The 26,511-nt window shown below is 41.4% G+C and carries 33 protein-coding genes; 8 read left to right on the top strand and 25 right to left on the bottom strand.

Features of this window, described 5'->3' with window-relative positions:
• Positions 1-110: 110 nt before the first annotated feature.
• The 6 genes from C6347_RS11595 to cgeC all read right to left on the bottom strand — a co-directional run bounded on the left by C6347_RS11595 (position 111) and on the right by cgeC (position 5,385).
• Positions 111-335, bottom strand: coding sequence for a YozE family protein (locus C6347_RS11595; protein ID WP_003215834.1), 225 nt, complete (start codon positions 333-335; stop codon positions 111-113).
• A gap of 79 nt (positions 336-414) precedes the next feature.
• Complete coding sequence (locus C6347_RS11590; RefSeq protein ID WP_034660952.1) at positions 415-702, bottom strand: YokU family protein; 288 nt, start codon at positions 700-702, stop codon at positions 415-417.
• On the bottom strand, positions 699-2,099 hold the full coding sequence (gene kamA / locus C6347_RS11585; RefSeq protein WP_034660953.1) for a lysine 2,3-aminomutase: 1,401 nt from the start codon (positions 2,097-2,099) through the stop codon (positions 699-701). Before kamA ends, C6347_RS11590 begins: the two co-directional genes overlap by 4 nt.
• Before the next feature lie 117 nt (positions 2,100-2,216).
• Positions 2,217-3,593, bottom strand: coding sequence for a sigma-54 interaction domain-containing protein (locus C6347_RS11580; protein WP_106047928.1), 1,377 nt, complete (start codon positions 3,591-3,593; stop codon positions 2,217-2,219).
• A 158-nt stretch (positions 3,594-3,751) separates the two neighbouring features.
• Positions 3,752-5,047: a glycosyltransferase family 2 protein gene (locus C6347_RS11575; protein WP_106071655.1), complete on the bottom strand. Its 1,296-nt coding sequence runs from the start codon at positions 5,045-5,047 to the stop codon at positions 3,752-3,754.
• A gap of 17 nt (positions 5,048-5,064) precedes the next feature.
• Positions 5,065-5,385, bottom strand: a complete 321-nt coding sequence (gene cgeC, locus C6347_RS11570; RefSeq protein ID WP_034660957.1) for a spore maturation protein CgeC — start codon at positions 5,383-5,385, stop codon at positions 5,065-5,067.
• A 207-nt stretch (positions 5,386-5,592) separates the two neighbouring features.
• On the opposite strand from cgeC, the gene C6347_RS11565 reads away from it, so the two are divergent.
• Both C6347_RS11565 and C6347_RS11560 read left to right on the top strand, forming a co-directional pair.
• Complete coding sequence (locus C6347_RS11565; protein WP_034660958.1) at positions 5,593-5,994, top strand: hypothetical protein; 402 nt, start codon at positions 5,593-5,595, stop codon at positions 5,992-5,994.
• A 15-nt stretch (positions 5,995-6,009) separates the two neighbouring features.
• On the top strand, positions 6,010-6,972 hold the full coding sequence (locus C6347_RS11560) for a CgeB family protein (protein ID WP_060596564.1): 963 nt from the start codon (positions 6,010-6,012) through the stop codon (positions 6,970-6,972).
• 28 nt (positions 6,973-7,000) lie between these two features.
• Here the strand turns inward: C6347_RS11560 and C6347_RS11555 are convergent, their stop codons facing one another.
• Entirely contained in the window at positions 7,001-7,723 is a 723-nt protein-coding gene (locus C6347_RS11555) for an acylneuraminate cytidylyltransferase family protein (protein WP_066030758.1), read from the bottom strand.
• A gap of 242 nt (positions 7,724-7,965) precedes the next feature.
• Between C6347_RS11555 and C6347_RS11550 the strand changes: the two genes are divergently transcribed.
• Positions 7,966-8,994, top strand: coding sequence for an SDR family NAD(P)-dependent oxidoreductase (locus tag C6347_RS11550; protein ID WP_034660963.1), 1,029 nt, complete (start codon positions 7,966-7,968; stop codon positions 8,992-8,994).
• A gap of 51 nt (positions 8,995-9,045) precedes the next feature.
• On the opposite strand, the gene msrB is transcribed toward C6347_RS11550, so the two are convergent.
• Positions 9,046-9,477 carry a peptide-methionine (R)-S-oxide reductase MsrB gene (msrB, locus tag C6347_RS11545; protein WP_060596568.1) on the bottom strand — a complete coding sequence of 144 codons (432 nt, stop codon included), beginning with the start codon at positions 9,475-9,477 and terminating at the stop codon, positions 9,046-9,048.
• Positions 9,474-10,010 carry a peptide-methionine (S)-S-oxide reductase MsrA gene (msrA, locus tag C6347_RS11540; protein ID WP_034660967.1) on the bottom strand — a complete coding sequence of 179 codons (537 nt, stop codon included), beginning with the start codon at positions 10,008-10,010 and terminating at the stop codon, positions 9,474-9,476. The genes msrB and msrA overlap by 4 nt, the downstream gene beginning before the upstream one ends.
• 137 nt (positions 10,011-10,147) lie before the next feature.
• On the opposite strand from msrA, the gene C6347_RS11535 reads away from it, so the two are divergent.
• From C6347_RS11535 to C6347_RS11525, 3 genes are all read left to right on the top strand, one after another.
• Positions 10,148-10,579 carry a MarR family transcriptional regulator gene (locus C6347_RS11535; RefSeq protein ID WP_034660968.1) on the top strand — a complete coding sequence of 144 codons (432 nt, stop codon included), beginning with the start codon at positions 10,148-10,150 and terminating at the stop codon, positions 10,577-10,579.
• A gap of 54 nt (positions 10,580-10,633) precedes the next feature.
• Complete coding sequence (locus C6347_RS11530; protein ID WP_034660970.1) at positions 10,634-10,894, top strand: hypothetical protein; 261 nt, start codon at positions 10,634-10,636, stop codon at positions 10,892-10,894.
• A 69-nt stretch (positions 10,895-10,963) separates the two neighbouring features.
• Positions 10,964-11,680 carry a DUF4397 domain-containing protein gene (locus tag C6347_RS11525; protein ID WP_223251475.1) on the top strand — a complete coding sequence of 239 codons (717 nt, stop codon included), beginning with the start codon at positions 10,964-10,966 and terminating at the stop codon, positions 11,678-11,680.
• A 31-nt stretch (positions 11,681-11,711) separates the two neighbouring features.
• Here the strand turns inward: C6347_RS11525 and ypmT are convergent, their stop codons facing one another.
• From ypmT to ilvA, 7 genes are all read right to left on the bottom strand, one after another.
• Positions 11,712-11,909, bottom strand: coding sequence for a protein YpmT (gene ypmT, locus C6347_RS11520; RefSeq protein ID WP_034660972.1), 198 nt, complete (start codon positions 11,907-11,909; stop codon positions 11,712-11,714).
• 22 nt (positions 11,910-11,931) lie between these two features.
• Positions 11,932-12,498, bottom strand: coding sequence for a YpmS family protein (locus C6347_RS11515; RefSeq protein WP_034660973.1), 567 nt, complete (start codon positions 12,496-12,498; stop codon positions 11,932-11,934).
• A 9-nt stretch (positions 12,499-12,507) separates the two neighbouring features.
• Positions 12,508-13,269: an SGNH/GDSL hydrolase family protein gene (locus C6347_RS11510; protein WP_223250486.1), complete on the bottom strand. Its 762-nt coding sequence runs from the start codon at positions 13,267-13,269 to the stop codon at positions 12,508-12,510.
• Positions 13,270-13,338: 69 nt separating this feature from the next.
• Positions 13,339-13,929: an SCO family protein gene (locus C6347_RS11505; protein WP_060596571.1), complete on the bottom strand. Its 591-nt coding sequence runs from the start codon at positions 13,927-13,929 to the stop codon at positions 13,339-13,341.
• 23 nt (positions 13,930-13,952) lie between these two features.
• Positions 13,953-14,795: a DegV family protein gene (locus C6347_RS11500; RefSeq protein ID WP_034660975.1), complete on the bottom strand. Its 843-nt coding sequence runs from the start codon at positions 14,793-14,795 to the stop codon at positions 13,953-13,955.
• A gap of 187 nt (positions 14,796-14,982) precedes the next feature.
• On the bottom strand, positions 14,983-15,234 hold the full coding sequence (locus tag C6347_RS11495) for a YpmP family protein (RefSeq protein WP_034660976.1): 252 nt from the start codon (positions 15,232-15,234) through the stop codon (positions 14,983-14,985).
• A gap of 36 nt (positions 15,235-15,270) precedes the next feature.
• Entirely contained in the window at positions 15,271-16,539 is a 1,269-nt protein-coding gene (gene ilvA / locus C6347_RS11490) for a threonine ammonia-lyase IlvA (protein ID WP_060596699.1), read from the bottom strand.
• A 181-nt stretch (positions 16,540-16,720) separates the two neighbouring features.
• Between ilvA and C6347_RS11485 the strand changes: the two genes are divergently transcribed.
• A complete protein-coding gene (locus C6347_RS11485) occupies positions 16,721-17,689 on the top strand; it encodes a sigma 54-interacting transcriptional regulator (protein WP_060596573.1) in 969 nt (322 codons plus the stop codon).
• A gap of 14 nt (positions 17,690-17,703) precedes the next feature.
• Positions 17,704-18,342 (top strand): PAQR family membrane homeostasis protein TrhA, encoded by a 639-nt coding sequence (gene trhA, locus C6347_RS11480; RefSeq protein ID WP_060596575.1) that lies wholly within the window; start codon positions 17,704-17,706, stop codon positions 18,340-18,342.
• Between the two features lie 35 nt (positions 18,343-18,377).
• Here trhA and C6347_RS11475 read toward each other — a convergent pair whose 3' ends face one another.
• The 9 genes from C6347_RS11475 to C6347_RS11435 form a co-directional block, all read right to left on the bottom strand.
• Positions 18,378-19,001 carry a lysophospholipid acyltransferase family protein gene (locus C6347_RS11475; protein WP_106071654.1) on the bottom strand — a complete coding sequence of 208 codons (624 nt, stop codon included), beginning with the start codon at positions 18,999-19,001 and terminating at the stop codon, positions 18,378-18,380.
• Positions 19,002-19,020: 19 nt separating this feature from the next.
• Positions 19,021-19,506 (bottom strand): type 3 dihydrofolate reductase, encoded by a 486-nt coding sequence (folA, locus tag C6347_RS11470; RefSeq protein WP_060596580.1) that lies wholly within the window; start codon positions 19,504-19,506, stop codon positions 19,021-19,023.
• Positions 19,503-20,297, bottom strand: coding sequence for a thymidylate synthase (locus C6347_RS11465; protein WP_066030754.1), 795 nt, complete (start codon positions 20,295-20,297; stop codon positions 19,503-19,505). The genes folA and C6347_RS11465 overlap by 4 nt, the downstream gene beginning before the upstream one ends.
• A 103-nt stretch (positions 20,298-20,400) precedes the next feature.
• Positions 20,401-20,928, bottom strand: a complete 528-nt coding sequence (locus tag C6347_RS11460) for a phosphatidylglycerophosphatase A family protein (RefSeq protein WP_034660983.1) — start codon at positions 20,926-20,928, stop codon at positions 20,401-20,403.
• 18 nt (positions 20,929-20,946) lie between these two features.
• Entirely contained in the window at positions 20,947-21,564 is a 618-nt protein-coding gene (locus C6347_RS11455) for a YpjP family protein (protein WP_060596585.1), read from the bottom strand.
• A 434-nt stretch (positions 21,565-21,998) separates the two neighbouring features.
• Complete coding sequence (locus tag C6347_RS11450) at positions 21,999-22,787, bottom strand: class I SAM-dependent methyltransferase (RefSeq protein WP_106037323.1); 789 nt, start codon at positions 22,785-22,787, stop codon at positions 21,999-22,001.
• Positions 22,788-22,853: 66 nt separating this feature from the next.
• On the bottom strand, positions 22,854-23,288 hold the full coding sequence (locus C6347_RS11445) for a BrxA/BrxB family bacilliredoxin (RefSeq protein ID WP_034660988.1): 435 nt from the start codon (positions 23,286-23,288) through the stop codon (positions 22,854-22,856).
• A gap of 82 nt (positions 23,289-23,370) precedes the next feature.
• A complete protein-coding gene (gene ilvD / locus C6347_RS11440) occupies positions 23,371-25,047 on the bottom strand; it encodes a dihydroxy-acid dehydratase (protein WP_012010311.1) in 1,677 nt (558 codons plus the stop codon).
• 307 nt (positions 25,048-25,354) lie between these two features.
• Positions 25,355-26,491 carry a conserved virulence factor C family protein gene (locus tag C6347_RS11435; protein WP_034660989.1) on the bottom strand — a complete coding sequence of 379 codons (1,137 nt, stop codon included), beginning with the start codon at positions 26,489-26,491 and terminating at the stop codon, positions 25,355-25,357.
• Positions 26,492-26,511 lie beyond the last annotated feature (20 nt).

Below are 26,511 nucleotides of genomic sequence, written 5' to 3'. Positions count from 1 at the left end.
TATCGTATGCCGGCGCAAGGAATTCTGCATGGGCAACCACACCATGCAAAACGCCATTTTATTTCTCATAAAAAAAACCGCTTCTCCCATCTGGAACAAGCGGTTGTTTGTTATTTTTTTTTGACTTCTACTTCATATTGCTCAAACGCTTCGTCAAATGTTGTCATTGAGCTCAAATAATCGCCATTTAATTCTAAATAGGCACACAGCTCATGATAATCAGTGGACGCTTTCGGGAAGCTGTGATCCTCATAAGCAGCATTTGCAAAATGGCTGATTTCATCTTTCGGTTTTGGATGTCTGTACTTCATTAAATAATGGTAAAACGACTTCACCTGTTTTTCCCTCCGCGACACTCTATTTTGTTGTTATATTATACAGCAATTTGATGACTTGTATAGGCGGAGGTACAACTTATGATGAAAAGTCAAAGTAATTTCGCTTTAATAACCGCTCCATGCTCATTAATTCTTCGTATGAAATTTTTTCTGGAAGTTTTGTCTGATCCACTAAAATTAATTGATCTTCTATCTCTTTGACCGTCTCATCCTTTTGATATAACATGCCGCAGTGCGTGCAGGAAATGGACGGTGTTTCGATGATTTCAATTGATTGTGTGCCAGTGATCAGTTCCCAATAGACTGTTGTCTGCTCTGCGTTTGCTTTGTTTTCCTCACACCAATCACATGTCAGCAAGGTCATTTCTCCTCCTTTACAGTTTGATCTTTTTTGAGCTGTGCTTGATATTTTTTCTCTTTTAATTCATCTCGTTTTTCACGTTTGTTTTTGAGTGTGTCATGCTCAGGATTTGTCTCATATGCTTCTCTTCGTTTCATCCGGCTTAAATTCTCAGGCGTAAACGATTTCGCTTCATCCTGAAATAGTGCGGTAACACCAATTGCCGGTTCTTGTTTCTCTTCATAAATTTCATTAAAATACGCATCTGCCTGGCCTGCCACGTAATGCTCTGGTTCAGGGTAAGAGGTGATCACACCTTCAAAGTTACGAAGGACGACTTTGTCAGGGCTTTGCGATAATAAATAATTTGGCTGTAAGGCGATCTTTCCTCCGCCTCCTGGTGCATCTACAACAAAGCTTGGCACGGCATACCCGCTCGTATGCCCTCTTAAGCCTTCAATGATTTCAAGACCTTTTGATACTGGTGTTCTAAAGTGGCCAATCCCCTCAGATAAATCACATTGATAGATATAATAAGGTCTGACCCGTATCTTCACGAGATCGTGCATCAGCTTCTTCATAATCGGCACACTGTCGTTAATACCTGCAAGGATGACAGCCTGATTACCAACAGGGACGCCGGCATTCACAAGACGTTCGCACGCTTCTTTCGCTTCTTTCGTAATTTCAATGCTTGTATTGAAATGGGTATTCAGCCAAACCGGATGATATTTTTTCAAAATCTCGCACAGCTCATCTGTAATGCGCTGCGGAAAGACGACCGGCGCGCGGGTTCCTATCCGAATGATCTCAACGTGCGGAATGTCTCGTAAGTTTTTCAAAATGTATTCAAGCACTTGATCATTGATTAAGAGCCCATCTCCGCCGGAAATTAACACATCCCGCACCTCAGGTGTTTCTCTAATATATCCAATGGCAGCATCTAACTGCTTTTTTGGCACGCCCATACCGATCTGGCCGGAAAAACGTCTTCTCGTACAATAGCGGCAGTACATGGAGCACTGATTTGTTACAAGAAAGAGCACACGATCTGGGTACCGATGCGTTAACCCCGGGACAGGTGAGTCTTCATCTTCATGCAGCGGGTCTTCCAAGTCATATTTTGTTTTATGCAGCTCCTCAGCGATTGGCACAGATTGCATACGTACTGGGCATCTTGGATCGTCTGGATTCATCAGTGAGGCATAGTAGGGTGTAATGTTGAGTGGAATGGTTTTGGTGGAAATCTTCACCCCTTCTCTTTCCTCTTCTGTTAAGTTCACGATTTTCTCTAAATCTTCAAGCGTTTTCACGGTATGCGTCAGCTGCCAAATCCAGTCGTTCCACTTTTCCTCAGGTACATCCTTCCAAAGCTCAATGTCCTTCCAATGACGCGCCGGTTCATACAGTTTCTGATTCATATCCATTCCCCCTATCAGCATTCACCTTATACTATGCAAGTTATGTGCCAACATGGGAAAATGCCCCTATTCTTTACAAAAGGAGCTTTACCCGTGATATTCAATGGATGGTGGTGCCTATTTTTCGGCATCTGCATATTTCTTCAGTTTATACTGCAGCGTTTGTCGAGGGATTTTTAAGGCTGCGGCGGTTTTTTTAATATTGCCATGATGCTGATTTAAAGCTTCTTGAATCAAAGTTTGTTCAAATGAAGAAACCTGACTTTTTAAGGAGGCGTCGGGTGTTTCTTCCTCGAGCTTCTGCGTACGTAAATGAGCAGGAAGGTATGAAGGTGTGATGTCTTCCGCTTCCTTTGGCATCATCAATACGGCATGCTCAATGGTATGTTTTAATTCTCGAACGTTTCCCGGCCAGTGGTGAGCCATAAACAATTGTTCCGTTTCTTCAGAAAGGCGTTTGACGTTTTTTGAAAACTGCTGATGATAGGTTTGAATGAAATGGCGGGAAAGCAGCGGGATGTCTTGCTTTCTCTCACGAAGCGGCGGGATATGAAAAGATGACACATGCAGTCTATAAAATAAGTCTTCTCTTAAAATTTGCTTTTTCACTGCTTCAAATGGGTCCATATTGAGTGCAGTAATGAGTCTTACATCCACTTGAATCGCTTTTGCATCCCCAATGCGGCGCACAACACCATCCTCTAACACGCGTAATAATTTCGTCTGCAGCGTGAGCGGCATCGCTTGCAGTTCATCAAGAAAAAGCGTGCCTCCATCAGCCAATTCAAAGAGCCCCTTGCGATCAATTGCGCCCGTATAGCTCCCTTTGACAGATCCGAATAATAGGCTCTCAAGTAGCGATTCTGGAAGTGCTGCACAGTTTTGCGGAATGAACACTTGGTTTTTCCGGTCAGATTCATGAACAATGGCTTGAACGAGCACTTCTTTCCCTGTCCCTGTTTCCCCGTAGACAACAACTGATGACGGATAAGCAGCTGCTTTTTTTGCCTTTTCAAGCATTTCTTTTAAGAACGGATCATTTGTTAAAAATGAAGCAAAATCATGCATTTGTTCTGCCCCAGCCACATCGTGTATCCGTTTTTTCTGATCTAAACGATTTGAAAGGGCTGACAGCTTCGATACATCTTTTGCGACTTCGACCGCGCCTATTAACTTGCTTTCTTCAATAATGGGCAATGTCGTGTTGACGGTTTCAATTCTTTCTCCGTTTTTATTCAAATAGGTTTGCAGCGAATGATAAATGGGCTTCCCAGTTCTCAAAACATGCATAAGCGTACTTGTTTTTTCTGTTAAAGAGGGATACACCTCAAGGATGTACTTGCCAATCACCTCTTCTTTTTGTAAACAGTCAAACTTAGCGGCATTATGATTGTAAAAGATCGTCATGCCTTGATCATCTACAACATGAATGGCTTCATCAATGGCTTCTAAAATTAATTCAAACCAATCCGCTCTTTCGACAACTTTCCCCATTCTTTCCCCCTCACTTTCAGTGCCAAAAAACCGGCGTCTATTGCCGGATTTTCAGCGGCTTGATCATCTTCATCACACCTTCTCCTGTCCTTTCATGTTTCGCTTTTTCCTTGCAACTTCCTGCTTTTTTTGTCTATAGCGCCAAAAAAGCACCCCTCTTATGAGGAGTGCTTTCGCCCTGATGTTTGATAAAGAGACATATCGAATTCTTGCAGCGATTCCATATACAGCGGCACTATCGGCTTTCCTTCTTGAAATAACGTAAATTGGGAAGGGTATAAATTAATTGGCTGATGATAAAAAGCAAATCGCTTCACGACATCAGGATCAATACGGTAAAAGGTATGGTGCATCAGTAAATAGACATCTTGTTTCCATTTAAACAGCCGCCTGTTTGGCGGACTAAATACTGGAGAAACTTGAATCATGCCGCCATCTTCAAACATCTGAAGCCGTTCATTTGAAATCGTATAGATCTCCTTAGGGTGAAACTGAAAATATTGCACGTCACGTTTTGCAGCAAATCGCCTTTTTTTCTGATCTTCAATATAATAGAACGTTTTCCCATGATCTGCCGTGACAACTGTATAATTTGGTACTGCCAGCATGTCTTTCATCTCATATTTCATCGCACATAACGATGGCACCCGAATCGCGCGCCTGTTTTTTTCGTTCACCCAGCACCTTTCAATTTCATGAAGATTGCCGCCTGCGATTTGGTAGTAATCCCCTTCCTTTTCAATCACCGTTCCGTCAATGAGATCATACGGCATACTCGAAAACAGATGATGAAAGGAATGAGGGGTTTTATACGTTGTATCAAGTACATCTCTTAATGGAAAAAACGCGGCAAATTGATTCAGCCTCATCCAAAAAACAGAATCTGCATGATGCCAGTGTTTCGGCTCATCATCCCAATATTGCCCGTATTTTTCATGAATTAGCGGAAGCAAACGCCTTCTGTGCATGACCGAACAATGATCCACTTGAAAGGACGCATGCTCCAAGATTTGGTCTGCTTCACGGACAAAGCTCATGGTCTCAACTAAATGCTTATCAACATGCACGACCCGCTGCGAGGAATACACAATATCGATATGAGGATTCGACTGAAAAACATCCACCATTTTCTGCAAACGATCTTGATGATACACAGTATCATCTGTTAAATAACAAATGAGCTGACCTGTTATACGGGTTAGCGCTTCATTAATAAGCGTCGCATACCGAACGGTTAACAGCCGTTTTGCAGGATGAACCGTGCGTGAATACAGATGAATGCGTTCATCGTCTAAATAGGGCTGGATCTTTTGGAGGGTGCCTTGTTCTGAGCCATCATCCATAATCAGAAGCTCCCAATTTGAATACGTTTGTTCCACCATACTCTTTAGCACACGATCAATGAAATCAGGTTTATTGTAGCTTGTTAAAATTACCGATACTTTCATGATCATTATCCTTTTTAATTAGATTAAAAAGCCCCCCAGCTGACAATGTTCACGTAAGGAACATTCACTCTTAGCTGATTTGTCACGTTTTTAAAGACCGCTACTGTATCAAAGAGCTGCACAACAACTACGTTTTGAAGGACCTCTCCATTGACTAAATGAACACGTGGCAGCGGAATGCCAAGCTCAAGCCATGGACGAAGTAATTCTTTGATGTCTGACACACTCTCTTCCTCACTTTCTTCTAAAAGACGAAGAAGAAGTAAAATCAAGATGACTTCAAGTACTCCTTCTGCTTCTAGTAACTCTTCGTTCCAACCATTTAATAATTGTTCAAATTCCATTCATAATCCCTCTCTCTTCACATTTAATCTTTACTAGAGTATGAGAATCACTTCATTTAGCCTCAGCATTTGAAAACATTTTTAAAAATGTGTGAAGTAATTAAATGAAAAAAAGAACAAGGAATCAGCGTTCTGCTTATACCAAAAAAAGTGAACGGCATATACATAGGGGTGAGTTTGAATTGATGAAGAAAGGATGGGGAAAAAATGAGCGACAAGCGAGCCGAATTAAAAAAAGAACTATTGAAAGTGTTTTTCAAACCACTTACTCGTGCATTAACAGTTAATCTTGAAGAAGGAGGAGTTCAAATGGAAGAAAAATTGAACGATTTATTAAGTGAAGTGGCAGCTGAGGCATCACCTTCAGATTCTGCTACAACACTCGATGTATCTCAGCCAGCAAGATGGATTTTTGCAAGACTTGCACCAGGAACCGTCATCAGCATTGTCACTGACTCAGGAGACTTAATCGGGCCAGTTCAATTCGTAGCATTCAATGCTTTAACGGGTGTTGTATTTGTTACACAAGAAAGCTCAGTCACACCAACAGGCTCTGCAACGACTTTATTAGATGTAGATAAAGTTGAAAGTGTTACGTTCACATCTTAATGTGAGAGGGTCATCATGAAGCTTCTTTATATCAGCTCTGGCTACGGCGGAATCTATCACATGTTTGATCAATGGGTAGAAGAGAGCTTCATTGATTCCCCCTTTTCATGTGTGAAAATTGATCGAGAATCTCTACCCGCTCACATGCACAAAATCCGGACATTTTCTCCGGATTTTGTTTTGATGATGATCGGTGATCATGTTCCGAGCGAAGTGCTTCATCAATTCAAACAAGAAAAGATCCCGATCGTTTTGTGGATGACAGAAGATCCCTTTTATACAGATGTGTCAGCTGCTTGCACGCGTGATGCGCGGCTCATATTAACGATTGATGAAGGAGCTTTGCCATTTTACAAACAATTGGGCATAGGTCACACCCACTACTTTCCCATTCCGGCAAATACACGTGTTTTTCAAAAAAAACAATCGCCTGAAGAGATGTGCAACTATGACATTGCACTCGCCGGCTACCCTTACCCCAATCGCATCATCGCCATTGATACACTCTTACAACAGAACAAATGGCGGATTCTCGTTGCAGGTAAGGAATGGCATCGTCATTTAAATAAATCACGAAGACATTATCGAGATCTCACACTAGTGACCAATTGGCTGAGCCCTCAGCAAATGGCGGACATCTATCAGCAATCAGCGATTGTTCTGAACCCGCACAGGCCGGCTCAGTTTGCCTATAATAAAAACAAAGCCATGATTCAAAATGTAAGCCTGAACAACAGAGCGTTTGATATCGCTGCAGCTGGAAGCTTTCAATTGACGGATCTACAACCGCCGCAAGCTTTTTCAAGCTTCGTTTTTTATAAAGATGAGGACGATTTGCTGGAACAGGTTGAATATTATGGATCAAATCCCGAGAAAAGAAAAGCGATCGCACGAAACAATTACGAACAAGTCGTTTCCTGGAATACATTTGAGACATTTCCACACAGGCTTTATGAGATCGTAAAAAGCGCCCTATGACCGGGCGCTTTTCTCGTTGAAATTCATCTTATGCATAACCCTCCGCATCTCGGCGAGCCAATAAGACTTTCTCCGCTTTCTCAAGGTCTTCCTCCTGTTTCACCACGAGTGATTTTTGGCGATCCATGATATACGCTCCAACAGATCCTTCTAAAAAGGAATGAATGCATTCTTTTGCATATGGAACATGAAAAGCATACACTGCTCCATTTAAACGGCCATACGTATATGGCTGCTCATGCTTTGGCATGAAAAAGTAATGATTGTCCTTATATAAAGTTGCTTCATTATTCTCATGCAGTGTCCATGTTTCATTTGGGTTTTCTAGCGCCTCTGTAAAAGATGCCATGCAGTCATAACCCCCTTCTACTAAAAGCTGCAAGCACTTCTCAATATCTTCCGGCTCTCTTAAAGGAGACGATGGATGTAAATATAGAACAATATCAAAGGTCTTCCCCTCACGCTCTAAATAAGCAAGCGCATGCTTCACAGCTATGAGTGACGGTGTTTGTTCCGTTACATGCGTGTCTGGCAGTTCAATCACATGGGCTCCGTAGTGAGAAGAAATGATTTGAGTATTGACATCCTCTGTAGAGACGATGACTTCATCTAATTCAATCATTTGCAGTAACGGCTGAATGGTCCAATAGATGAGCGGCCGCTCCGCCAATACGCGAATGTGTTCATCATGCTGATCGCGCCTGCTTCTAAAAGCTGGTATCAAGGCTAAAATACGATTTCCCCTATACATGTATTCCCTTCTCCCCTCGCGCAAAGCTCTCTTCATTTTCACCGAGCTGATCGCAGTACTGAAGTGTTCAGGTCTCTCGTTTTTCTACTTGTTCTCTTATCTCTCCATATTCTATTAAGACGTCAAGCAGATGGTTATAATTTGTTCACCTAATTTATATAGAAAGTGGTTCTTTTCCTCAAACGGATACCGCTCTTTCACATATGATGCAAAGTAGAGAAATGAGAGTTGGGGGATTAGATATGTCCAAAAAGATAGAAACGAGTTTGAAGGCTTTTTTTCGTGACAAAACGATATTAGTCACAGGCGGTACGGGTTCGATCGGCCGTCAAATTGTGAAAAAATTAACATCATGCTCTCCAAAGAAGATTATCGTCTTCAGCAAAGATGACAGCAAACAATACATGATGAAAAATGAGTATGCAGATCATCCAGAAGTTGCATTCGCTTTAGGAGATGTACGAGATGCAAGCCGCGTGAGACAGCTCGTCAAAGGCGTTGATATCATCTTTCATGCAGCCGCCTTAAAACAAGTACCCACTTGTGAAGACAATCCGTTTGAAGCCGTACAAACAAATATTATCGGCGGACAGCACGTCATTGAGGCTGCAATCGAACATGAAGTCAGTCATGTTGTCAACATCTCAACTGACAAAGCAGTTTCTCCGACCAATGCCATGGGTGCAACAAAATTGATTTCAGAAAAACTATTTTTCCAAGCAAACGAAAGTATTCCGAATCAAAAAACGATGTTTTGCTCTGTGCGTTTTGGCAATGTGCTTGGATCAAGAGGTTCAGTCATTCCCATCATGCTCCAGCAGCTGTTAAATGAAAAACCTTTGACCGTAACTGACCCTAATATGACACGTTTTTTTATGTCCATCGAAGAAGCTGTCTCCCTCACACTTCAAGCAGCCATCATGATGAAAGGCGGCGAAACATTCATTCTCAAGATGGAGTCATTACAGCTTGCTGATCTCTTAAAAGCGTTTCATGAATATGCCACTCAAATCAATGTCGCACCCCCGGATATTCTCGTTGTTGGGAAAAGACCTGGAGAAAAGCTTCACGAAGAGCTCACATTTCAGCACGAAGCAGATGCACTATTTGAGCATGAACAATTTTATGCCATTTTACCAAGACCACAACTGCACGCTGACTTTCAAAAAGTCGACTTAACCAATTACACATCAAATGAAGCGCCTCTCATTACAAAAGAAAAGCTATTCCACATCATTGAACAATTACATCACACGCATCATAAAAAATAAAAAATCGTCACACGGAAGCAGATGCCTTCCATGTGACGATTTTTAAATAGATCAATCAAATAGATGTTTCAAATCCCCATAGCCTTCTTTTTCAAGATCATCTTTTGGGATAAACTTCAAAGCGGCTGAGTTAATACAATACCGAAGACCATTTGGTCCTGGACCATCAGGAAAGACATGACCTAGATGAGAATCAGCTGTTTTGCTGCGCACCTCTGTCCGCACCATCCCATGGCTCGTATCCACCTTCTCCGCTACTTCCTCATCTTCAAGCGGCTTTGTGAAACTCGGCCAGCCGCAATGGGCATCAAACTTATCTAAAGATGAAAAAAGCGGCTTGCCTGAAATGATATCCACATAAATGCCTTCTTCTTTGTGATCCCAGAATTCATTTTGAAATGGCGGCTCAGTGCCATTATTTTGCGTGACTTCGTACTGCATTCGGTTTAATTCTTTCAGACGCTTTTCTTTTTCGTTTGTCATGATTTATCACTCCAATGGGACTCAATAAAACCCGCTCTGCCCGAACCGACATGATATCGTTCGTAGTGCATTTTGTTCTTTTTATAATAATGCTGATGATATTCCTCTGCGGGATAAAAAGGACCAGCATCTAAAATTTCTGTCACAATTGGCTTTTGGAAAGTGCCGCTTTCGTTCAGCTTCTCTTTCGATGCTTCTGCAAGCTTTCTCTGCTCGTCATGATGAACATAAATACCTGTGCGGTAGGACTCTCCTCTATCACCAAATTGCCCTCCATCATCTGTTGGGTCTATTTGCTGCCAATACAGTTCTAATAGCTTTTCATACGGGAAAACGTCTGGATCAAACGTGATTTGAACCGCTTCTCTATGTCCCGTTGTATTTGTACATACTTCCTCATAGGTCGGATTCACTGTATGTCCGCCAGTATACCCTGATTCAACTTTGATAATGCCCGGCTGTTCATCAAAAGGTTTAACCATACACCAGAAGCAGCCTCCTGCAAATGTGGCTAATTCTTGTTTTTCAGACATATTAGTGCCCCCTTCATTTAAAAAATGGTATCATCATATTATAACATGATGAAAAATAATGAAAATGATACGACTTGTATACCTAAAATAAAAGAAAGCATTCTGTCGTATCTTAAAATATAATGGGGGTTTAATGATTGGAACAAAGAAAACAAATGATGTATGAAATGGATTCTTTACTGAGAACCGTATTTAAGCAGATCCGTTATGAGATTAACAGCCTGCTCGAAAACGAATTATCTCGGAATGAATTTCTCATTTTAAATCTGCTTCGTGAGCAAGGTGCAAAAAAAGTAACGGAATTTGCGTCCATTCTAGGGGTGTCAGCAAGCCATATCACAGCTGTGACCGACACACTCGTAGAAAAGGGCTGGATTACCCGTATCCGTTCTAAAGAGGATCGCCGCATCATCAAAATCCACTTAACCGATAAGGGTAAGGAAATTACTGAGCATTTTGAGAAAAAGAAAACAGAATACTTTATGGAGCGATTTGAGTCATTCGACGACGAAGAACTGAAAACAATGATCAAATTATTTAAAAAGCTGGATAAAAGTCAAAAGGATTAAGCATAGATTTTAGCGCTCTGGACATGCTACGGATAAAAAGAGGTGGAATGAACCATGACAAGCCCTTATCTTTGTCCAAACTGTAAAACAAACAGAACGCGCTTTAATCTGATTGAGCAGCTTTCAGAACCTGTGAAGCTGGATCCTGCGACCGGAGCAGTTGTCGAAAGATACGAAGGAGAGCAGCTTTCTCCTTTTCACGTGAGCTATCAAGGTCCTCAAATAAAAGTCCAGTGCGGCGTTTGTGGTTTAATTGAGGATGAAAAAACGTTCATTAAGCTAGCTGAATATCATCAATATTCTTCTCCTTCTTAACTTGCGGGCCTGACGGAAAACGTCAGGCTTTTTTCTATGCTTCTTTTGCCTATACAGATCGCCTTTTTCATGCATACGCTACAAAAAACACCATCGCATAAGAAAGTAGGGATTGATGACATGCAGCAGCTCTCTTATCATGACTTTCCATACCGTCCACTCGCTGCGGGCTTCGAGCACCCTCAAAGCAGCCCTTCATCCAAAGCCTTTATTCGGCTCTTTCACGCTGCACCAGATCTTAGTGAGCTCGCTGTATATGTGAATCGGAATGAGGTCTTGAAAAAAATGCCTTACAGTCATTTGACAGCTTATATGGAGTGGGATGAGGGAATTTATGAGATAGAAGTGTTCAAGCTGGCCACAAAAGAAAGAGTTCTTCATTCTTGCATGATGATTAAACGTAGCGAGATTTACACCCTATGTATCACAGGTGCTCATGCAGGTTTTGCGCTGCTGACAGAGCGGCAAGACCCTGTGATTCAACACGAGGACCTGTCAGCCCTTACATTTGTCCATCTGTCTCCAGACCTTCCTTCCATTGATATATATGAACGTGATCAAGGGGTGTTATCAAAGGAGCTTCATTATGTAAACAGCACTCACATTCATCATTTCTCCCCGAATAAATATCATTTTGAATTAAAAGCCGCCGGTACTCAAAGTGTACTGCTTGATATCCCAAAAGTTCATCTGCAAGCAAATCGCGCATACCTCATTCTGCTTCATGGCTTTGCTAACGGAGAGCCAGAGCTTATGGCGAAGGTGGTCTTGTCTCAGCAAATATAAAAAAGAGCCTTTCCTCAATGGAAAAGGCTCTTTACGAGACATCTTCAGCTTTTTCTTGCTTTTGAAAATCAAAAGCAAGAATCATGATACCTAGAAATAATGCACAATAGGCAATATTTAAGTAAAACTGATCGATATTTTCTGCTCTTAAATCAGTGGCAGCTGTAATGCCAAAGTACGCAGCAAATAAAAGCGACAGTAAACTAAAATATTGATAGACTCGCTTCATGATTTCACTCCTGACTCACTTTCTATTGCTTTGGATGATAATATGAGAACTCAATTTCATCGTTCTCTAGATCAATTTTGTTTGCTTTCACATACATATCATTCGTCAGTGGCATTTCTGAAAGGCGTACTTCAACCGTTTTTTGATCCGGTTTCACATGAACGAATTCTGGCAGTTCATAGAACTGGCCCATGTAACTTAAAACAAAACTAATCGGAATGCTCAATTGTCCAATTGAAAGGCCATCCACTTTCAACAGCACATCACCATTATCTTCGACAGTTGGCGTAAATGAGACGTTTGCATCAATAGTCGAAGAGAAAGCTTTAATTGCGCCTGTTACTTTCACATCTTGATCGATCGCCACATGAAAGTCTGGCATATCACTTGATCCTTGATTTTTCAAGTAATCATTGATAAAGCTGGTGAGCGATTCCTTTGAGCTAGATATATTAAAAGAATACTCGCTTTTTAATTCTTTAGTTGAAGCGGATTGACCGCCTGGCAGCATCATCAAAATACCGCAGGCAAGAACAATCAATAGATTGATTGCAAGTAAAATAAAAAATAAGCTTTTCCACTTTTTCATACGTTCACCCTATTCCTTCGGCAGTCCTTCTTTTTTCACTTTGGAGAATAAACGATTTGCCATAAGAGAGTACCCCTTTTGGTTTGGGTGGAAATCATCATCTGCCAGTAATTTTTCATCAGAATCTTCCTCAAATAAATCTGCTACATTGATCATATCAGCGTTGCCGTCTTTTTTCAGTTCCTTTTTGGCAGCGGCATTCCAATCTTTGACGACTTCATCAATATCTCGCAGCTCAGACAAACTGAACTTAAAGGGATTGTACATGCTGACATACATGATCTTCGCATGATCATTGTGCTTTCTCAATTGAGCAAGAATGGTTTTAAAGCGCTCCTCAAAAGGACCCTGCTCTTTTTGAAAAGGAGCAAACGTCAAATTGAGCACATTTTGATGGACAACATGCATTAAGTCATTGCCGCCGATCGTAAAGAAAATATAGTCAGCGTCTTTCAGTCCGTCTTGCACCTTTTTTTCTTTTAATCTTTTTAATAAATCTACCGTTCTACTGCCTTTAATGGCATAATTTTTTAATGTGACAGATTGCACGCCGTCCACCGCTTCTAACTTGTCACGGGTCATGCCTGCATATCCTTTTTTATGTTGATCTCCGATTCCTTCTGTTAAGGAATCTCCAACCGCTGCGATCGTAATATGTTCTTTTACGTCTTGTGTGTCTTCTAGTTTATCCTTTATGCCAGCCTCTTGCGCGGAACATGCAGAAAGAACAAAAGCTAGAGACATCACAATCAAAATCAAACGAGCCTTCAAACGATGATGTCCCTCCTTTTTCTGATTAAAAAAGTGTATCATGTTTTCGCTCATTTGAACATCCTTATGCTAGCTTCGATTCAGCGTTTTGATGTCCTTGATAATTTCATCATAAGGTGTATTTTGTACACCATCATAATTTTTCATCACTTTCCCTTCTTGATCAACTAGGAAAAACAATGACTGATGAATCACTTGGTCTTCATCTTCAGGTTTCTTCACAATGGTTTTAAAGCTCTTCATTGCGAATTTTTCGATTGCAGACTGTGAATAGCCAGTGAGAAAATCCCAATTTTTAAAGGACAATGGATATGCTTTTGCAAATTCTTTTAGCTTGTTCGGTGAGTCTACCTCCGGGTCCACGCTAAAGGAAATGATATGCGCATCCAACTTTTCTTCTTTTAACCGTTTTTGCAGCTCTGTCATATGAGCAGTCATCGGCGGACAGATCGTTTCACAGCTTGTGAAAATAAAATCTGCAACCCATATTTTCCCCTTCAAATCATCCAATGACACCTTTTGACCATCCTGATTTTCATACTCAAACGGCTGTATTTGATAATTTAACGCATCTTTGATTTGTCCATTTGAACATGAGACTAAAAGAAGCACGCTTATGATCATAAGCGTACCAAGTGAGGCTCCCCTTTTTTTAAGCATGGTACGTCCATCCCCTTTTTCAATCAATCGGTATAAAAAGTAAAGCCTATTGCGCCTTTTCCAGTGTGACACGAAATAATCGGTGTTGTGTAGGCGATGTCAACAAGTGCTTCAGGTGTGTGATCAAGCAGTGCTGATTTGAGCTTTTCAGCGAGTTCTAATGCATCTGCATGCGCTATCCCAATGGCTTGAACTGTTTTTCCTTTCACGGCCTGTACATACTGTTTGGTCAAATAGCGGACAAGCGCAGAATAGCTTCTCACATTCGCTTCCGGCGTGTATACCCCGTCTGTTAAGCTGGCAATTGGTTTGATGTGAAGAAGTGAGCCGATCAGCGCCTTTCCTCTTCCAATTCTTCCACCTTTCACGAGATTTTCTAATGTATCGATTGTGACAAATAGCTTTGTTTTAAGGCGGATTTTATCCATTTCTTTGATGATGTCTTCACGGCTTGCACCATTTTTTGCAAGCTCTGCTGCTTTGCTGACTTGAAACCCTAATCCATAGGAAATAAAATTTGAATCAATCACCGTGATGTTTCCGTCTACCATTTTCGAAGCGCTTTCAGCAGTTTGAACAGTTCCACTCATCCCACCCGTTAAATGGATACTAATGACTTCGCTTCCATCTGCCGTGAGCTTTTCATATAATTCGACGAATTGACCGATCGCAGGTTGAGACGTTTTCGGCAATTCCTCAGCGGCCTCCATTTTTTCAATAAATTCATCTGGCTGTATATTCACTCGGTCAATATAATCAACCCCAGAAATGGAGATATTGAGCGGAATCACGTGAATGGAAAGATCATTGATTTTTTCTTGCGGAAGGTCCACAGTTGAATCTGTTACAATTTTAATTTGTTTCACTATCGTCTCATCCTTGCTGTCTTAGTCTTTACTTATGATATTACCTTATTTCGTGCATACTTGAAAACAACTGTCATGACGTTTTTGAAATTGTCACATTTTCTTCTTTTCATGAAAAAAATCCTTGCCAAGCTGAGCAGCTGTCATTTCAAAACGGCCGCTCACTCCACTTGACAAAGATTTCTATTTACGCATTGTGTTTCAGTGTAGGCTCCTGATAGATCTGCTCATATGTGCTCCACTTGACGTTACGTTTCACATCCTCTCTGAAAGAGTACACAGCTCTCTTTCCTTTAGATACATAGACTTTTTTCAAGAAAGCTTCAAGTCTAAAGGTGAGCATGAAACCATACGTCTCATCTCCCTTTAGTACAGGGACTTCTGTTACCTTGATCTGAGCTCCATCCATCCGTCTAAAACATATTGTTTTGAGCAGCACAAACGATCAATCCTCTTTTCCAATGTTCTGTTACGCCTAAATAAATAGGTGGAATAAATCTTGATCTTTATTCACTTCAACATAATGGAATCCTTTTTTATTCATCCGTTCAATCAGCGCCGCATAGTCATCTCTTTCTTTCAATTCGATGCCAACAAGCGCGGGGCCTTTGCTTCGGTTATTCTTTTTCGTATATTCAAAGCGTGAAATATCATCATTTGGCCCTAATACTTCATCTAAAAATTCCCGAAGCGCTCCTGCTCTTTGCGGAAAATTGACAATGAAATAATGTTGAAGACCTTCATAGATCATCGACCGTTCTTTGATTTCCTGCATTCTGCCAATGTCATTATTTCCTCCACTGACAATACAGACAACATTTTTCCCTTTAATCTCCTCGCGATGGGCATCCAGCGCTGCGATCGACAGTGCGCCTGCCGGCTCTGCTACAATCGCACATTGATTATACAGCTCTAAAATGGTTGTACATACTTTTCCTTCAGGTACAAGACTGATTTTATCGACAACGGACTGAAGCGATGTAAACGTCTTTTCGCCAATCCGCTGAACCGCTGCTCCGTCTACAAACTTATCAATTGAATCAAGTGTCACAACCTCGCCCTTTTCATGGGAAGCATGGAGTGAAGCTGCGCCCAGCGGTTCGACTGCAATGATTTCAGTTTCTGGGGCGATATTTTTGATATATGTACCAACTCCAGATAACAGACCTCCACCTCCAACACTTGCAAATAAAAAGTGAGGCTCCACTTCGATATCATTTAATATTTCTACAGCAGTCGTTCCTTGTCCTGCCATCACATCCAAATCATCAAACGGATGGATAAACTCGCGCTTCTCTTCATCCCCGCATTTTACTGCTTCATGATATGAATCATCAAACGTATCTCCGGTTAAGATAATTTCAACATATTCTTTTCCGAAAAGCTCGACTTGAGATACTTTTTGTCTTGGTGTCGTGGCAGGCATAAAGATTTTCCCGTGGATCCCTAAATATTTACAAGAATATGCAACACCCTGCGCGTGATTTCCTGCACTTGCACAGACAATGCCGTTTTCTAGTTTATCTTTTGGAAGCTGGCTCATTTTATTAAAAGCGCCTCTTAATTTAAAGGAACGAACTACTTGAAGATCCTCTCTTTTTAAGTAGACATTACATTCATATCTTTCAGAAAGTCGCTCATTTTTTTGAAGAGGTGTATGAATCACTACATCCTTCAAATTTTGATGGGCCTTTAAAATGTCTTTCACTTGAATTAGCGTGTTTTCTTTGAGCAACGGTTTCATGTACAAGATCCTTTCTCTTTAACCTTATTTAATTTGTCATTATAACATGAATATTCAAAAAATAAACCAATAGATCATGGATCAAGCATAAATTTCATAAACTTTTTCGTTTTTCTGTACATTTGGTTTTATTGGGTGTTACAATTGAACCAATTAGAACCACAAAGAAAGGAATCACCCGATGACCACACATTCGTTTACGTCTATATATGGAGAGCATCAATATATCAAGCGTGCCATTCATCTGGCAAAGCAATTCACAAAACACGAGCAGCCGGTCTTGATAACAGGAGAAATTGGCACAGGCAAAACACTATTTGCCCAGGAAATTGCAAATGCAGCTGCTATAAACGCTTCACTGACACATCTATATTGCCCCATCTTAGATGAAGATACCTTACAGAAAGCCTTCACGGAAAAGACCAGTCAAATTCTTTATTTAGACGAAATCGCCGCATTAAATATTCCTATGCAGCATCAGGTCATTCGTTTTCTAGAAACCTCTCCTGCAACAAAAGTCATTGCCACTTCGTCTTTATCAATAGAGGCATTGAGGGTGTCATCTACCTTTTTACCTGAGCTGTTTTATCGCTTAAATGTTTTCCATTTGCCCCTCCCGTCATTAGCAGATCGAAAAACAGACATTCCTGTGTTAACAACTGCTTTCTTTCAGGAGCTGAGCATGACGCCTGATATTGATCCAAGTGTTTGGGAAACGTTGCAGGAGTATCCGTTTGAAGGAAACGTACAGGAACTCAAAAATATCGTTCATTATGCTGCAGTCATTCTCGAGGGGCAAACGGTATTTTTACACCACTTACCGCCTTTTGTGTTAACACCTCTTTCGCCGGACGTAAAAGGAAAAAAGGAAGAACACCAGCTCACACTAATGGAAAAACAAGAGTTTGTTTTCCTGCTGGAAGCCATTAAATCTCTCAATGAGAAAGGAGAAGCAGCCAGCAGACGCATCTTGTCTGAATTAAGCAAACAAGGCGACATTCCGCTGACCCCTCAGCAGGTGAGGAGCCGATTAGATGATCTTGAGAAAAAAGCTTACGTGACGAAAGGAAAAGGCAGGGCCGGCACGAAGATTACACTTGAAGGTCTTTCATTCCTGAAGTCACTTGATGGTTATATACCGGTTCAATAAAAGGAGGCTATCCATTGTTTACTGTAAAAGAAGAAATTGCAAACGCCATTACACATGGCATTGGCGTTATTTTATCCATACCAGCCATTGTTTTTCTCGTTTTATTCGCTGTTCAATACGGCACTGTCACAGACATCATCAGCTTTTCGATATTTGGCTTATCCATGCTGCTGCTCTATTTAAGCTCGACCTTGCTTCATAGCATTCGGCACAAAAAAACAAAAGATGTATTTGAAATCCTCGACCACTCGGCTATTTATGTATTGATTGCTGGTACATATACGCCCTTTTTACTAGGACCATTAAAAGGCGCACTAGGCTATACGCTTCTTGCGATTGTATGGGCGCTTGCTGCTGGCGGAATTGTCTTTAAAATCTTTTTCGTCAAACGGTTTATCATTGTGTCCACGCTCGTTTATTTATTAATGGGCTGGATGATTATCATTGCCATCAAACCACTTTACATTGGGTTAACGGGCGCAGGATTTGGCCTCTTACTGTTAGGCGGTCTATTGTATTCAGTCGGAACCATCTTTTATATTTGGCGGAAAATTCCCTATCATCATGCCATTTGGCACAGCTTTGTACTCGGCGGCAGTGCATCGATGTTCTTCTGCATTCTCTTCTATTGTGTGAACATTCCTGCTGCATGAAAAAAACCAGCATCCACTTTCGGATGCTGGTTTTTCTATGCGCGCTTTTGGGCGTAATCACTCATCATGACAGGTGCTTTAATATGAATATCAACATTAACAGGGCGAAGCCTTTTGACGATCTTCCCAGTTAATAGACGATCCGTTCCACTTGTTTCAATCGGTACAAGCGGACAATCACAATCTTCAGCAAGTGCCTCTGCCATGTGACGCTTTGCTTCTGGAAGCAATACACTCTGCCCAGATAAGATTCTTTCCTTTGCTTCTTCTAATAAGGCATCATCAGATTGATTCTGATGAATAACCGCCATCTTCTTCAGCCATTGTTTTAAAATGGGATATCGAAAAAGATTCGGCTTTGCCATGAAAGCAAATGGCTTCTCAAGGTGACCAATCAATAATGTCGTCGTGACTGGATTCAGTGCCTGTGTGATATAAATAACGGGTCCATCTGGCAGCTTCTTTTGCTGGTGAATGGTCATGACTGATCCTGACTGATCAATACAGCCCCGGGCAAACCTTTTTGCATGCTCATGAATGAGATGCATTCGTTTCGTATAGGAAATGCGCGGATCAGTTAATTCATGAGCATGCAAATGCCTCATACTTTTAAAAATGGATAGGGCAACATAAATCGTTAAAAACCAATAACGAAACAACCGTACTCCTCCTACTCATTTATCCTTTTTTGTCATATACGACAAATTCATAATTGTAGGGGTTCTTTTCGTCACGATGGCCTTTTTCGCGTGATACAACCGTCCATTCGTTTTCATTGTAATCAGGAAAGTAGCGGTCTCCTTCAAACGCATGGTGAATATGCGTGATATATAGACGATCCGCATATGGCATCATTTCTTCATACAGCTTAGACCCGCCGATGATAAATAACTCTGTCTCGTTCTCCCCGATTGCCAAAATATCAGCAATGGAATGGACAACCTCGCATCCTTCTGCTTCAAAAGAAGAACTTGTCGTCAAAACGATATTTCGGCGGTTAGGCAGCGCTCTTCCAATTGATTCAAACGTTTTTCTGCCCATGACAATCGTATGCCCGCCTGTGACTTTCTTAAAATATGCTAAATCAGCTGGTAAATGCCAAGGCATTTGATTATCTTGACCAATGACTCTGTCTTTTCCTGTCGCCACAATCATCGAAATCATACACTGACTTCTCCTTTGATATGCGGATGCGGGTCATAGTTCTCAAGCACAAAATCATCGAACGTGAAATCAAAAATGCTCTTCACATCTCTTGTAATGCGAAGCTGCGGAAGCGTGCGTTCCTCGCGCTCTAGCTGCATTTTCACCTGCGGAAGATGATTCTGATAAATATGAGCATCTCCTAGCGTATGAACAAACTCTCCTGGCTCAAGATGTGTAACTTTGGCAATCATCATCGTGAGAAGGGCATATGAAGCAATATTAAATGGCACGCCTAAAAAGATATCTGCCGATCTTTGATAAAGCTGGCAGGAAAGCTTCCCGTTTGATACGTAAAATTGAAACAGACAATGACATGGAGGCAGCGCCATTTGATCAATTTCACCCGGGTTCCAAGCACTGACGATCAGTCTTCTTGAATTCGGATTATGCTCGATATCGTGGATCAGCTTTGTGATCTGATCCACAGTCTCACCGTCCCCACTAGCCCAAGATCGCCACTGCGCTCCGTACACACGGCCCAGTTCGCCATTTTCATCTGCCCATTCGTTCCAAATCCGGACGCCATTTTCCTGAAGATATTTGACATTTGTATCACCTTTTAAAAACCACAGTAACTCATGAATAATTGATTTCAGGTGCAATTTCTTTGTTGTTAAAAGCGGAAATCCTTCCTGCAAATCAAATCTCATCTGGTAACCGAACGTGCTGATTGTACCTGTTCCCGTTCTGTCACCTTTTTCATCCCCGTGCTGTAATACATGACGGCATAACTCTTTGTATTGTTTCATTTTTTTCATCCTTTATTTATGTTCTTGTTGTAGTTTACCTTATTTCTGCTTTTGTTTAAACCAAAAAAACATGCCTGCATGATGAGCAGACATGTTTTTCTTTTTATACTTGATTCACTCGATCCTGCTCTTCGTCCTTAATATCTTGGTGTGAGTGAGCAATACGGCTAGCTGCTGCTGCGGCAAGCGCGGCGACAAGGTCATCAAGGAAGGTATGCACTTCACCTGGACGACCTTCATCTAATTCTCGAATAATACCAAATTTCTCTTTATCTAAATAACCGAAGTTGGTCAAACCGATTGATCCATATACATTGACAATGGAAAGCGGAATAATTTCATCAATACCATATAGCGGCTCGTCTGTTTCAACTAAGTGCTGCAATGGTTCTGGCAATAGCTTTTTTTCAGCCAGCTGATCAAGGGCAAGTCCTGTTAAAACCGCATGGACAATTTCCCTTTTATTCAACACTTTTTCAACATTTTCAATACAGACACTAAGTGGAAGGTTTGGATGATATTTTTCTTGAAGCTTTAGCACAATATGTGCAATATCTTCAATTTTCACTCCACGTTCGTTTAACATTTGTTTTGTAATCTGCACCATTTCGTTCATTGTATACTTTTTCAATTGGCATGACATCTCCTTCTAGTGGCTCATCCAGCTCGGTGGGGTGTTTTTGTCCCAGTAAATATTACCGAGTTCATGATGCGTCTGGAATCCATCTTCTGCTGTATGGTAGTGAAAGTTAAACCAATATCCGCTGTGTGGCGGCTGATCTCTTCTCACATGAAAACGGAGCAAATCTTCTCCAGTCTTTCGGTTGTAGATGTGGAAGATTTTTTCGCCATTTCCGCTTGAAGGCTGATCAGTTAACACAACATCTTGAAATTTTTCGTCATCTTTGAAATTTGTTAAAACATCGGTTAACACTTGTTCAATTTTCGGTTGAATCTCTTCTCTGTACTCGTCTTCAATGACAGGTGTGATTTTACGGCCGAATTTGAGAAAGGATTGATTTTCTGCACTTGATAGAACCTCCTCCTTATATTGCTCAAAGGGGTCTACCTGCTCTTTGTTGTCCTCTTGCGATAGTTCCCAGCTGCGCAATTCATCTGATGTATCATAAACCGCTGTATAAGGCGTTTTATCAGATGAAGAAAGTTCAGATGGCTTGTCTGTCATCAAAGCCGACGGAGGAGAGATTAAACCAAAAGTTGCAATTGTAAAGAGCGCAACAAGCGTTTTTCTCATCCACATCTTCATGATATCTAATTCCTTCCATAAGTTATCATACTGCTATTCTAGCATATAATGAATTTTCAGTCATTCAATTTGGTCACTGATTTGAGACTTTCTTTTTCATAATAAAACGTTTACAATGACAGTAATGACGACTAAAATTTGGGAGGAATGGGTATGCTTGAAGGGTTTTTCATCACAGCTTCCTTGCTGACACTGTTTTATTTTGTCTATATGGAGATTACGGATTAAAAGCCCTTAGAAAGGGCTTTTTCAGATTGTTGACAAAGGGCTAAAATAATCTTGATTTTAGTCCTTTGTCTTCTATTCAGCGTGATAGAAAACCTTTGAAGTCTAGGAAGGACGAGCACTGGAATGGAGCGAATTTGATATTCGTGAGTACCGGAGCGCGGGACTGACAACGAATGCAAGGGTTTGTCTACACGCTGTAAAAGCCCTTAGTGAGGGCTTTTTTCTTTCTCAATATAACCATAATGAAATTGGGCTGTTTTTCGTTTTATGACGTGAAATTGATAGGATTCCGCTGTAAATCGTGTACTTTTCCAATGATCTTTTAAAACCACTCTTTTTCTTGCCACTCTTAACGCCTCTTTCACGGCTATTTCGTGATCAAAGTGATGCTCTGCCGCATGACGCAGCGGCGCTATACTTGTAGATTCTTGAATCGTTTCCTCAAACATCGGATCAAAATAGACAATATCAAATGAACGGTCAGGACACTGCTTTAGCTGCTCGATACTGTCTCCACTGATCACAGATATCCGTTTCATCGCTTCATCTGCTTCTTCTATCCCTGTCTCCCATGTGTTCAGTCCTTCTCGCACTAGTAACGCCGTAATGGGATTCTTTTCTATACCGATGGCCCTTCCATTCCTGCCTATCGCACAGCTTGCAGTAATAGCATCTGACCCTAAGCCAAGTGTGCAATCTAAAAAGGAATCTCCCGGCTTTAGCTGTGCTGCTTCGATTAAAGGATCCTTTTCTCCGCGCAAGAGCCGCTTCACCCTGAACATCGCTGAGCTTGGATGAAAAAAGAACTTTTCACCATTAGGCTGATACCATTCGAATCTTTCTTTCCCGACAACAAGTACATCTCCTCGTTTCATCGCAAGCTGCTTGACGGATTGTTTGCGTCTTTCTACATACTCACCATGTAAATCCTCTGCAAGAGCCTTCGCTGTTTCAATCGTTTGTTCATTTGCTCTAAAGCTTGTTGTAATGAGCATATTGTTCCTCCATCATGATCAAGAAAAAATGCCCTGATCTGATCACAGGGCATTTCAACACTTGTATTAGCAATGTTTTTCGAATGCAGTTAAGACATTTTTCATGATATCTTCCATTTCATGACCTTCAATTTCGTCACGCGGGATAAAATGAACGAGTTCATTTCCTTTTAAAAGGGCCATAGAAGGAGATGATGGCTCTTCACCCGTGAAGTATTCTCTCATTTTTGCCGTTGCTTCCCGATCCTGCCCAGCAAATACTGTGACGATTCTGTCTGGAGCTTTTTCTGCCTTCATCACAGCTTGAGTCGCTGCTGGACGTGCTAATCCGGCAGCACATCCGCATACAGAATTAATGACAACAAATGTTGTTCCTTCAGCTTCTTGCATGGTTTGTTCTACTTCTTCTTCCGTCTTAAGTTCTTGAAATCCTGCACTTGTCAGCTCTTGGCGCATTGGCACAACGAGCTGGCGCATATATTCTTCATATGCCATTGACATAAAAAAGCCCCCTCTAAAAATCCTTATGTTGTGAATAAAGGATACTATAGAGAGAGCCAATTTTCAAATGTTCCATATCAGATTAAATTTTCATGATTCCGCCTGTATTGGCTGATGTCACAAGTTTTGAATATCTAGCAAGATAGCCAGTTTTCACTTTTGGCTCAAAGCCTTTCCAGTTTGCTTTTCTTTTTTCCCATTCTTCCTCTGGAACATCGACGCTTAAAATGCGTTGTTCAATATCAACCACGACATGGTCACCATTTTCAACAAAGGCGAGCGGGCCGCCTTCAGCTGCCTCTGGAGAGACGTGTCCAATGGACAAACCACGAGAAGCGCCGGAAAAACGTCCGTCAGTAATTAAAGCAACCTTTGGCCCAAGTCCCATACCGACAATTTGTGAAGTTGGTGCAAGCATTTCTGGCATACCAGGTCCGCCTTTAGGTCCTTCATAGCGAATAATGACAACATGTCCTGCTTCTACTTTTCTATTAATGATGCCTTCAAGAGCTTCTTCTTGGGATTCAAATACGATCGCAGGTCCTTCGTGACGTGTGATCCCATCTTGTACCCCGCCCGTTTTAATGATGGCTCCATCTGGCGCAAGGTTTCCAAATAAAACGGCTAAGCCGCCCTTTTCAGTAAATGGCTTATCGATTGGATAAATGACGTTATAGTCTTTTACCTCATGTCCTGCAATGTTCTCACCAAGCGTTTTCGCTGTGACGGTCATTGTATCTAAATGAAGTGCGCCTTCTTTTTTGGACAATTCATTTAGCGCAGCTGTGACGCCGCCTGCTTCATGTAAATCCTCAATATAAACATCCGAAGCTGGAGCAAGTTTTGATAAATGAGGCACACGCTCTGCTACTTCATTGATACGTTCAAGTGAATATTCAACACCTGCTTCATTTGCGATCGCCAGTGTGTGAAGAACGGTATTGGTTGAACCACCAAGTGCCATATCTAATGCAAATGCGTTATCGATTGCTTTTTCAGTCACAATATCACGTGGTTTAATATCCTTTTTAATGAGCTCCATCAGTTGTTTTGCTGACTTTTTCGCAAATTCTCTTCGCTCTGGTGACGTCGCCAAAATCGTTCCATTTCCAGGAAGAGCAATTCCAAGCGCCTCTGCTAAACAGTTCATTGAGTTTGCTGTAAACATACCTGAACAAGAACCGCAGGTTGGACAGCCAAACTGTTCTAATTCATTTAATTCCTCTTCGTTAATTTTACCTGACTGGTATGCACCAACGCCTTCAAATACAGAAGAAAGAGAAATCTTTCTGCCATCACTTGTTCTACCCGCTTCCATCGGTCCACCGCTGACAAAGACAGTCGGAATATTGACACGCATCGCTGCCATCATCATCCCTGGTGTAATTTTATCGCAGTTAGGAATACAAACCATTCCATCAAACCAGTGAGCAGATACAACGGTTTCTACAGAGTCAGCAATGATTTCACGGCTTGGTAATGAATATCTCATCCCGATATGACCCATCGCAATTCCATCATCGACCCCAATCGTATTGAATTCAAATGGGACCCCGCCAGCTTCACGAATGGCTTCTTTCACAATTTTCCCGAATTCCTGAAGATGGACATGTCCTGGGACAATATCAATATAGGAATTACATACGGCAATAAATGGCTTGCCGAAGTCCTCATCCTTTACCCCCGCCGCTCTTAGTAAGCTTCGGTGAGGTGCTCTGTCAATTCCTTGTTTAATCATATTACTGCGTAGTTCTGCCATCTGTTTAAAAAGCCTCCTATACTACAAGTCTTGTTGACTGCATGATTTTGAGTTGATTTTATTTTACAAATTTTCTGTTTATTTAGCCACCGATGAATGACTGATGACCAACATGTCTGCTGAAACTAGCGCTCAGCAAGGTTCGTGTCATAAAATCTGACCTCCAATATTCTATATTGGTACTACTATATAGAGTTTTTTCGCATATTTCAACAATATTCAAAATAATTTTTCTAAAAAAATTTTTCTGTCTATCACTTTAAGAAAAACAAGCTGCCTTTCATTGGCAGCTTGCTCATATTTCTCATCATTCTGATGCATTTTTTCTACTTTCTGTCATTTGCTTCCATACAGAGCCTTTCGCTTCTTCTCCGTGCTCAATGCGCTCAATCGCCATTTTCACTTGAAGGCTGACTTCAAATTCAGGGTCTTGCTCAGCTTCTTTTAATGCGTCAAGTGCTGTTTCGTCACCTTCTTCATAGAGGAACATAGCTGCTCGCCAGCGGACAAGTTTACTCGGATCCTTTAATGCTTCGATCATTGCTTCCATAGCGCTAGGATCACCAAGGTCTGAAATACAGTCTCCAGCGGTTCTGCGGACCGTCACAGTTTTGTCTTTAAGTCCCTTATATAATATAGGCAGTATAGCAGGATCTTCAATCATTCCAGCATTCACAACGGCTTGTCTGCGAATGGATGTTTTTGGGTCCTCCATCGCTTTCATTAAAACAGGTATATCCTTTTGCTCTGGCTGCATTTGCTCTAAATGGGCAAAACGCTTTTTCCAATCTTCCTCGCGCAGCATGTCTTCTGTTACATCATATGCTTTTCGGTTCACCTGTCTATCTACGGCTTCTTGCCCTTCTTTGACCGCCTCTGTTAAGCGGGCTAAACGCTCGTCATCATAGGCTGCTTGCAGCTCTTCTGTGACTTCCTGGCCGATATCAGCAAAGTCACCAAAACGAACGCCATGTTCTTTCCACACACGTTCAAATACGACATTGTCTGAACTGCTTCTGAGCTTTAAAATGGCTGCTTGGAAGCGTTCAGGCATTCCGAACCGCTCTTCTCTTTCGCCGTCAGTTAATTTGACTTGCATCGGAATCCCATTAAACATTTGGACAAACACTTTGACTTCGCCAAATGTGTCACCGCCTGACTGCGGTCCTTCCTGAAGGCCTTCTGTTTCTTGACCAAAGGCTTCTCTCACCTGTTGTAAAATGCCCTGCCAGTCAAACTTTGCATTACGCTCGACCGCTAAGAAATCTGCGACATGATAAACACCTTTTACACCTTCAATGTTCAAAATGCGCTTGATCATTTCTGGCGCTTCGTCTTTTTGATCCTTTTTGTAGTTGTTGCTTTTACCGCCGGCAAGTGCTTCTGTCAAAATGACCTTCATGGTATTTGGACTTGGCGTCGGTTCTATCGCTGTTATTTTCATCTATACATCCTCCTTACACA

Origin of the sequence: Bacillus sp. NMTD17 (assembly GCF_002998735.1) — a bacterium.
In the GTDB taxonomy this organism is placed as follows: Bacteria; Bacillota; Bacilli; order Bacillales; family Bacillaceae; genus Bacillus.
The sequence above is the reverse complement of the archived record's forward strand: the minus strand, read 5'-3'. Positions and strand labels throughout refer to the sequence as shown.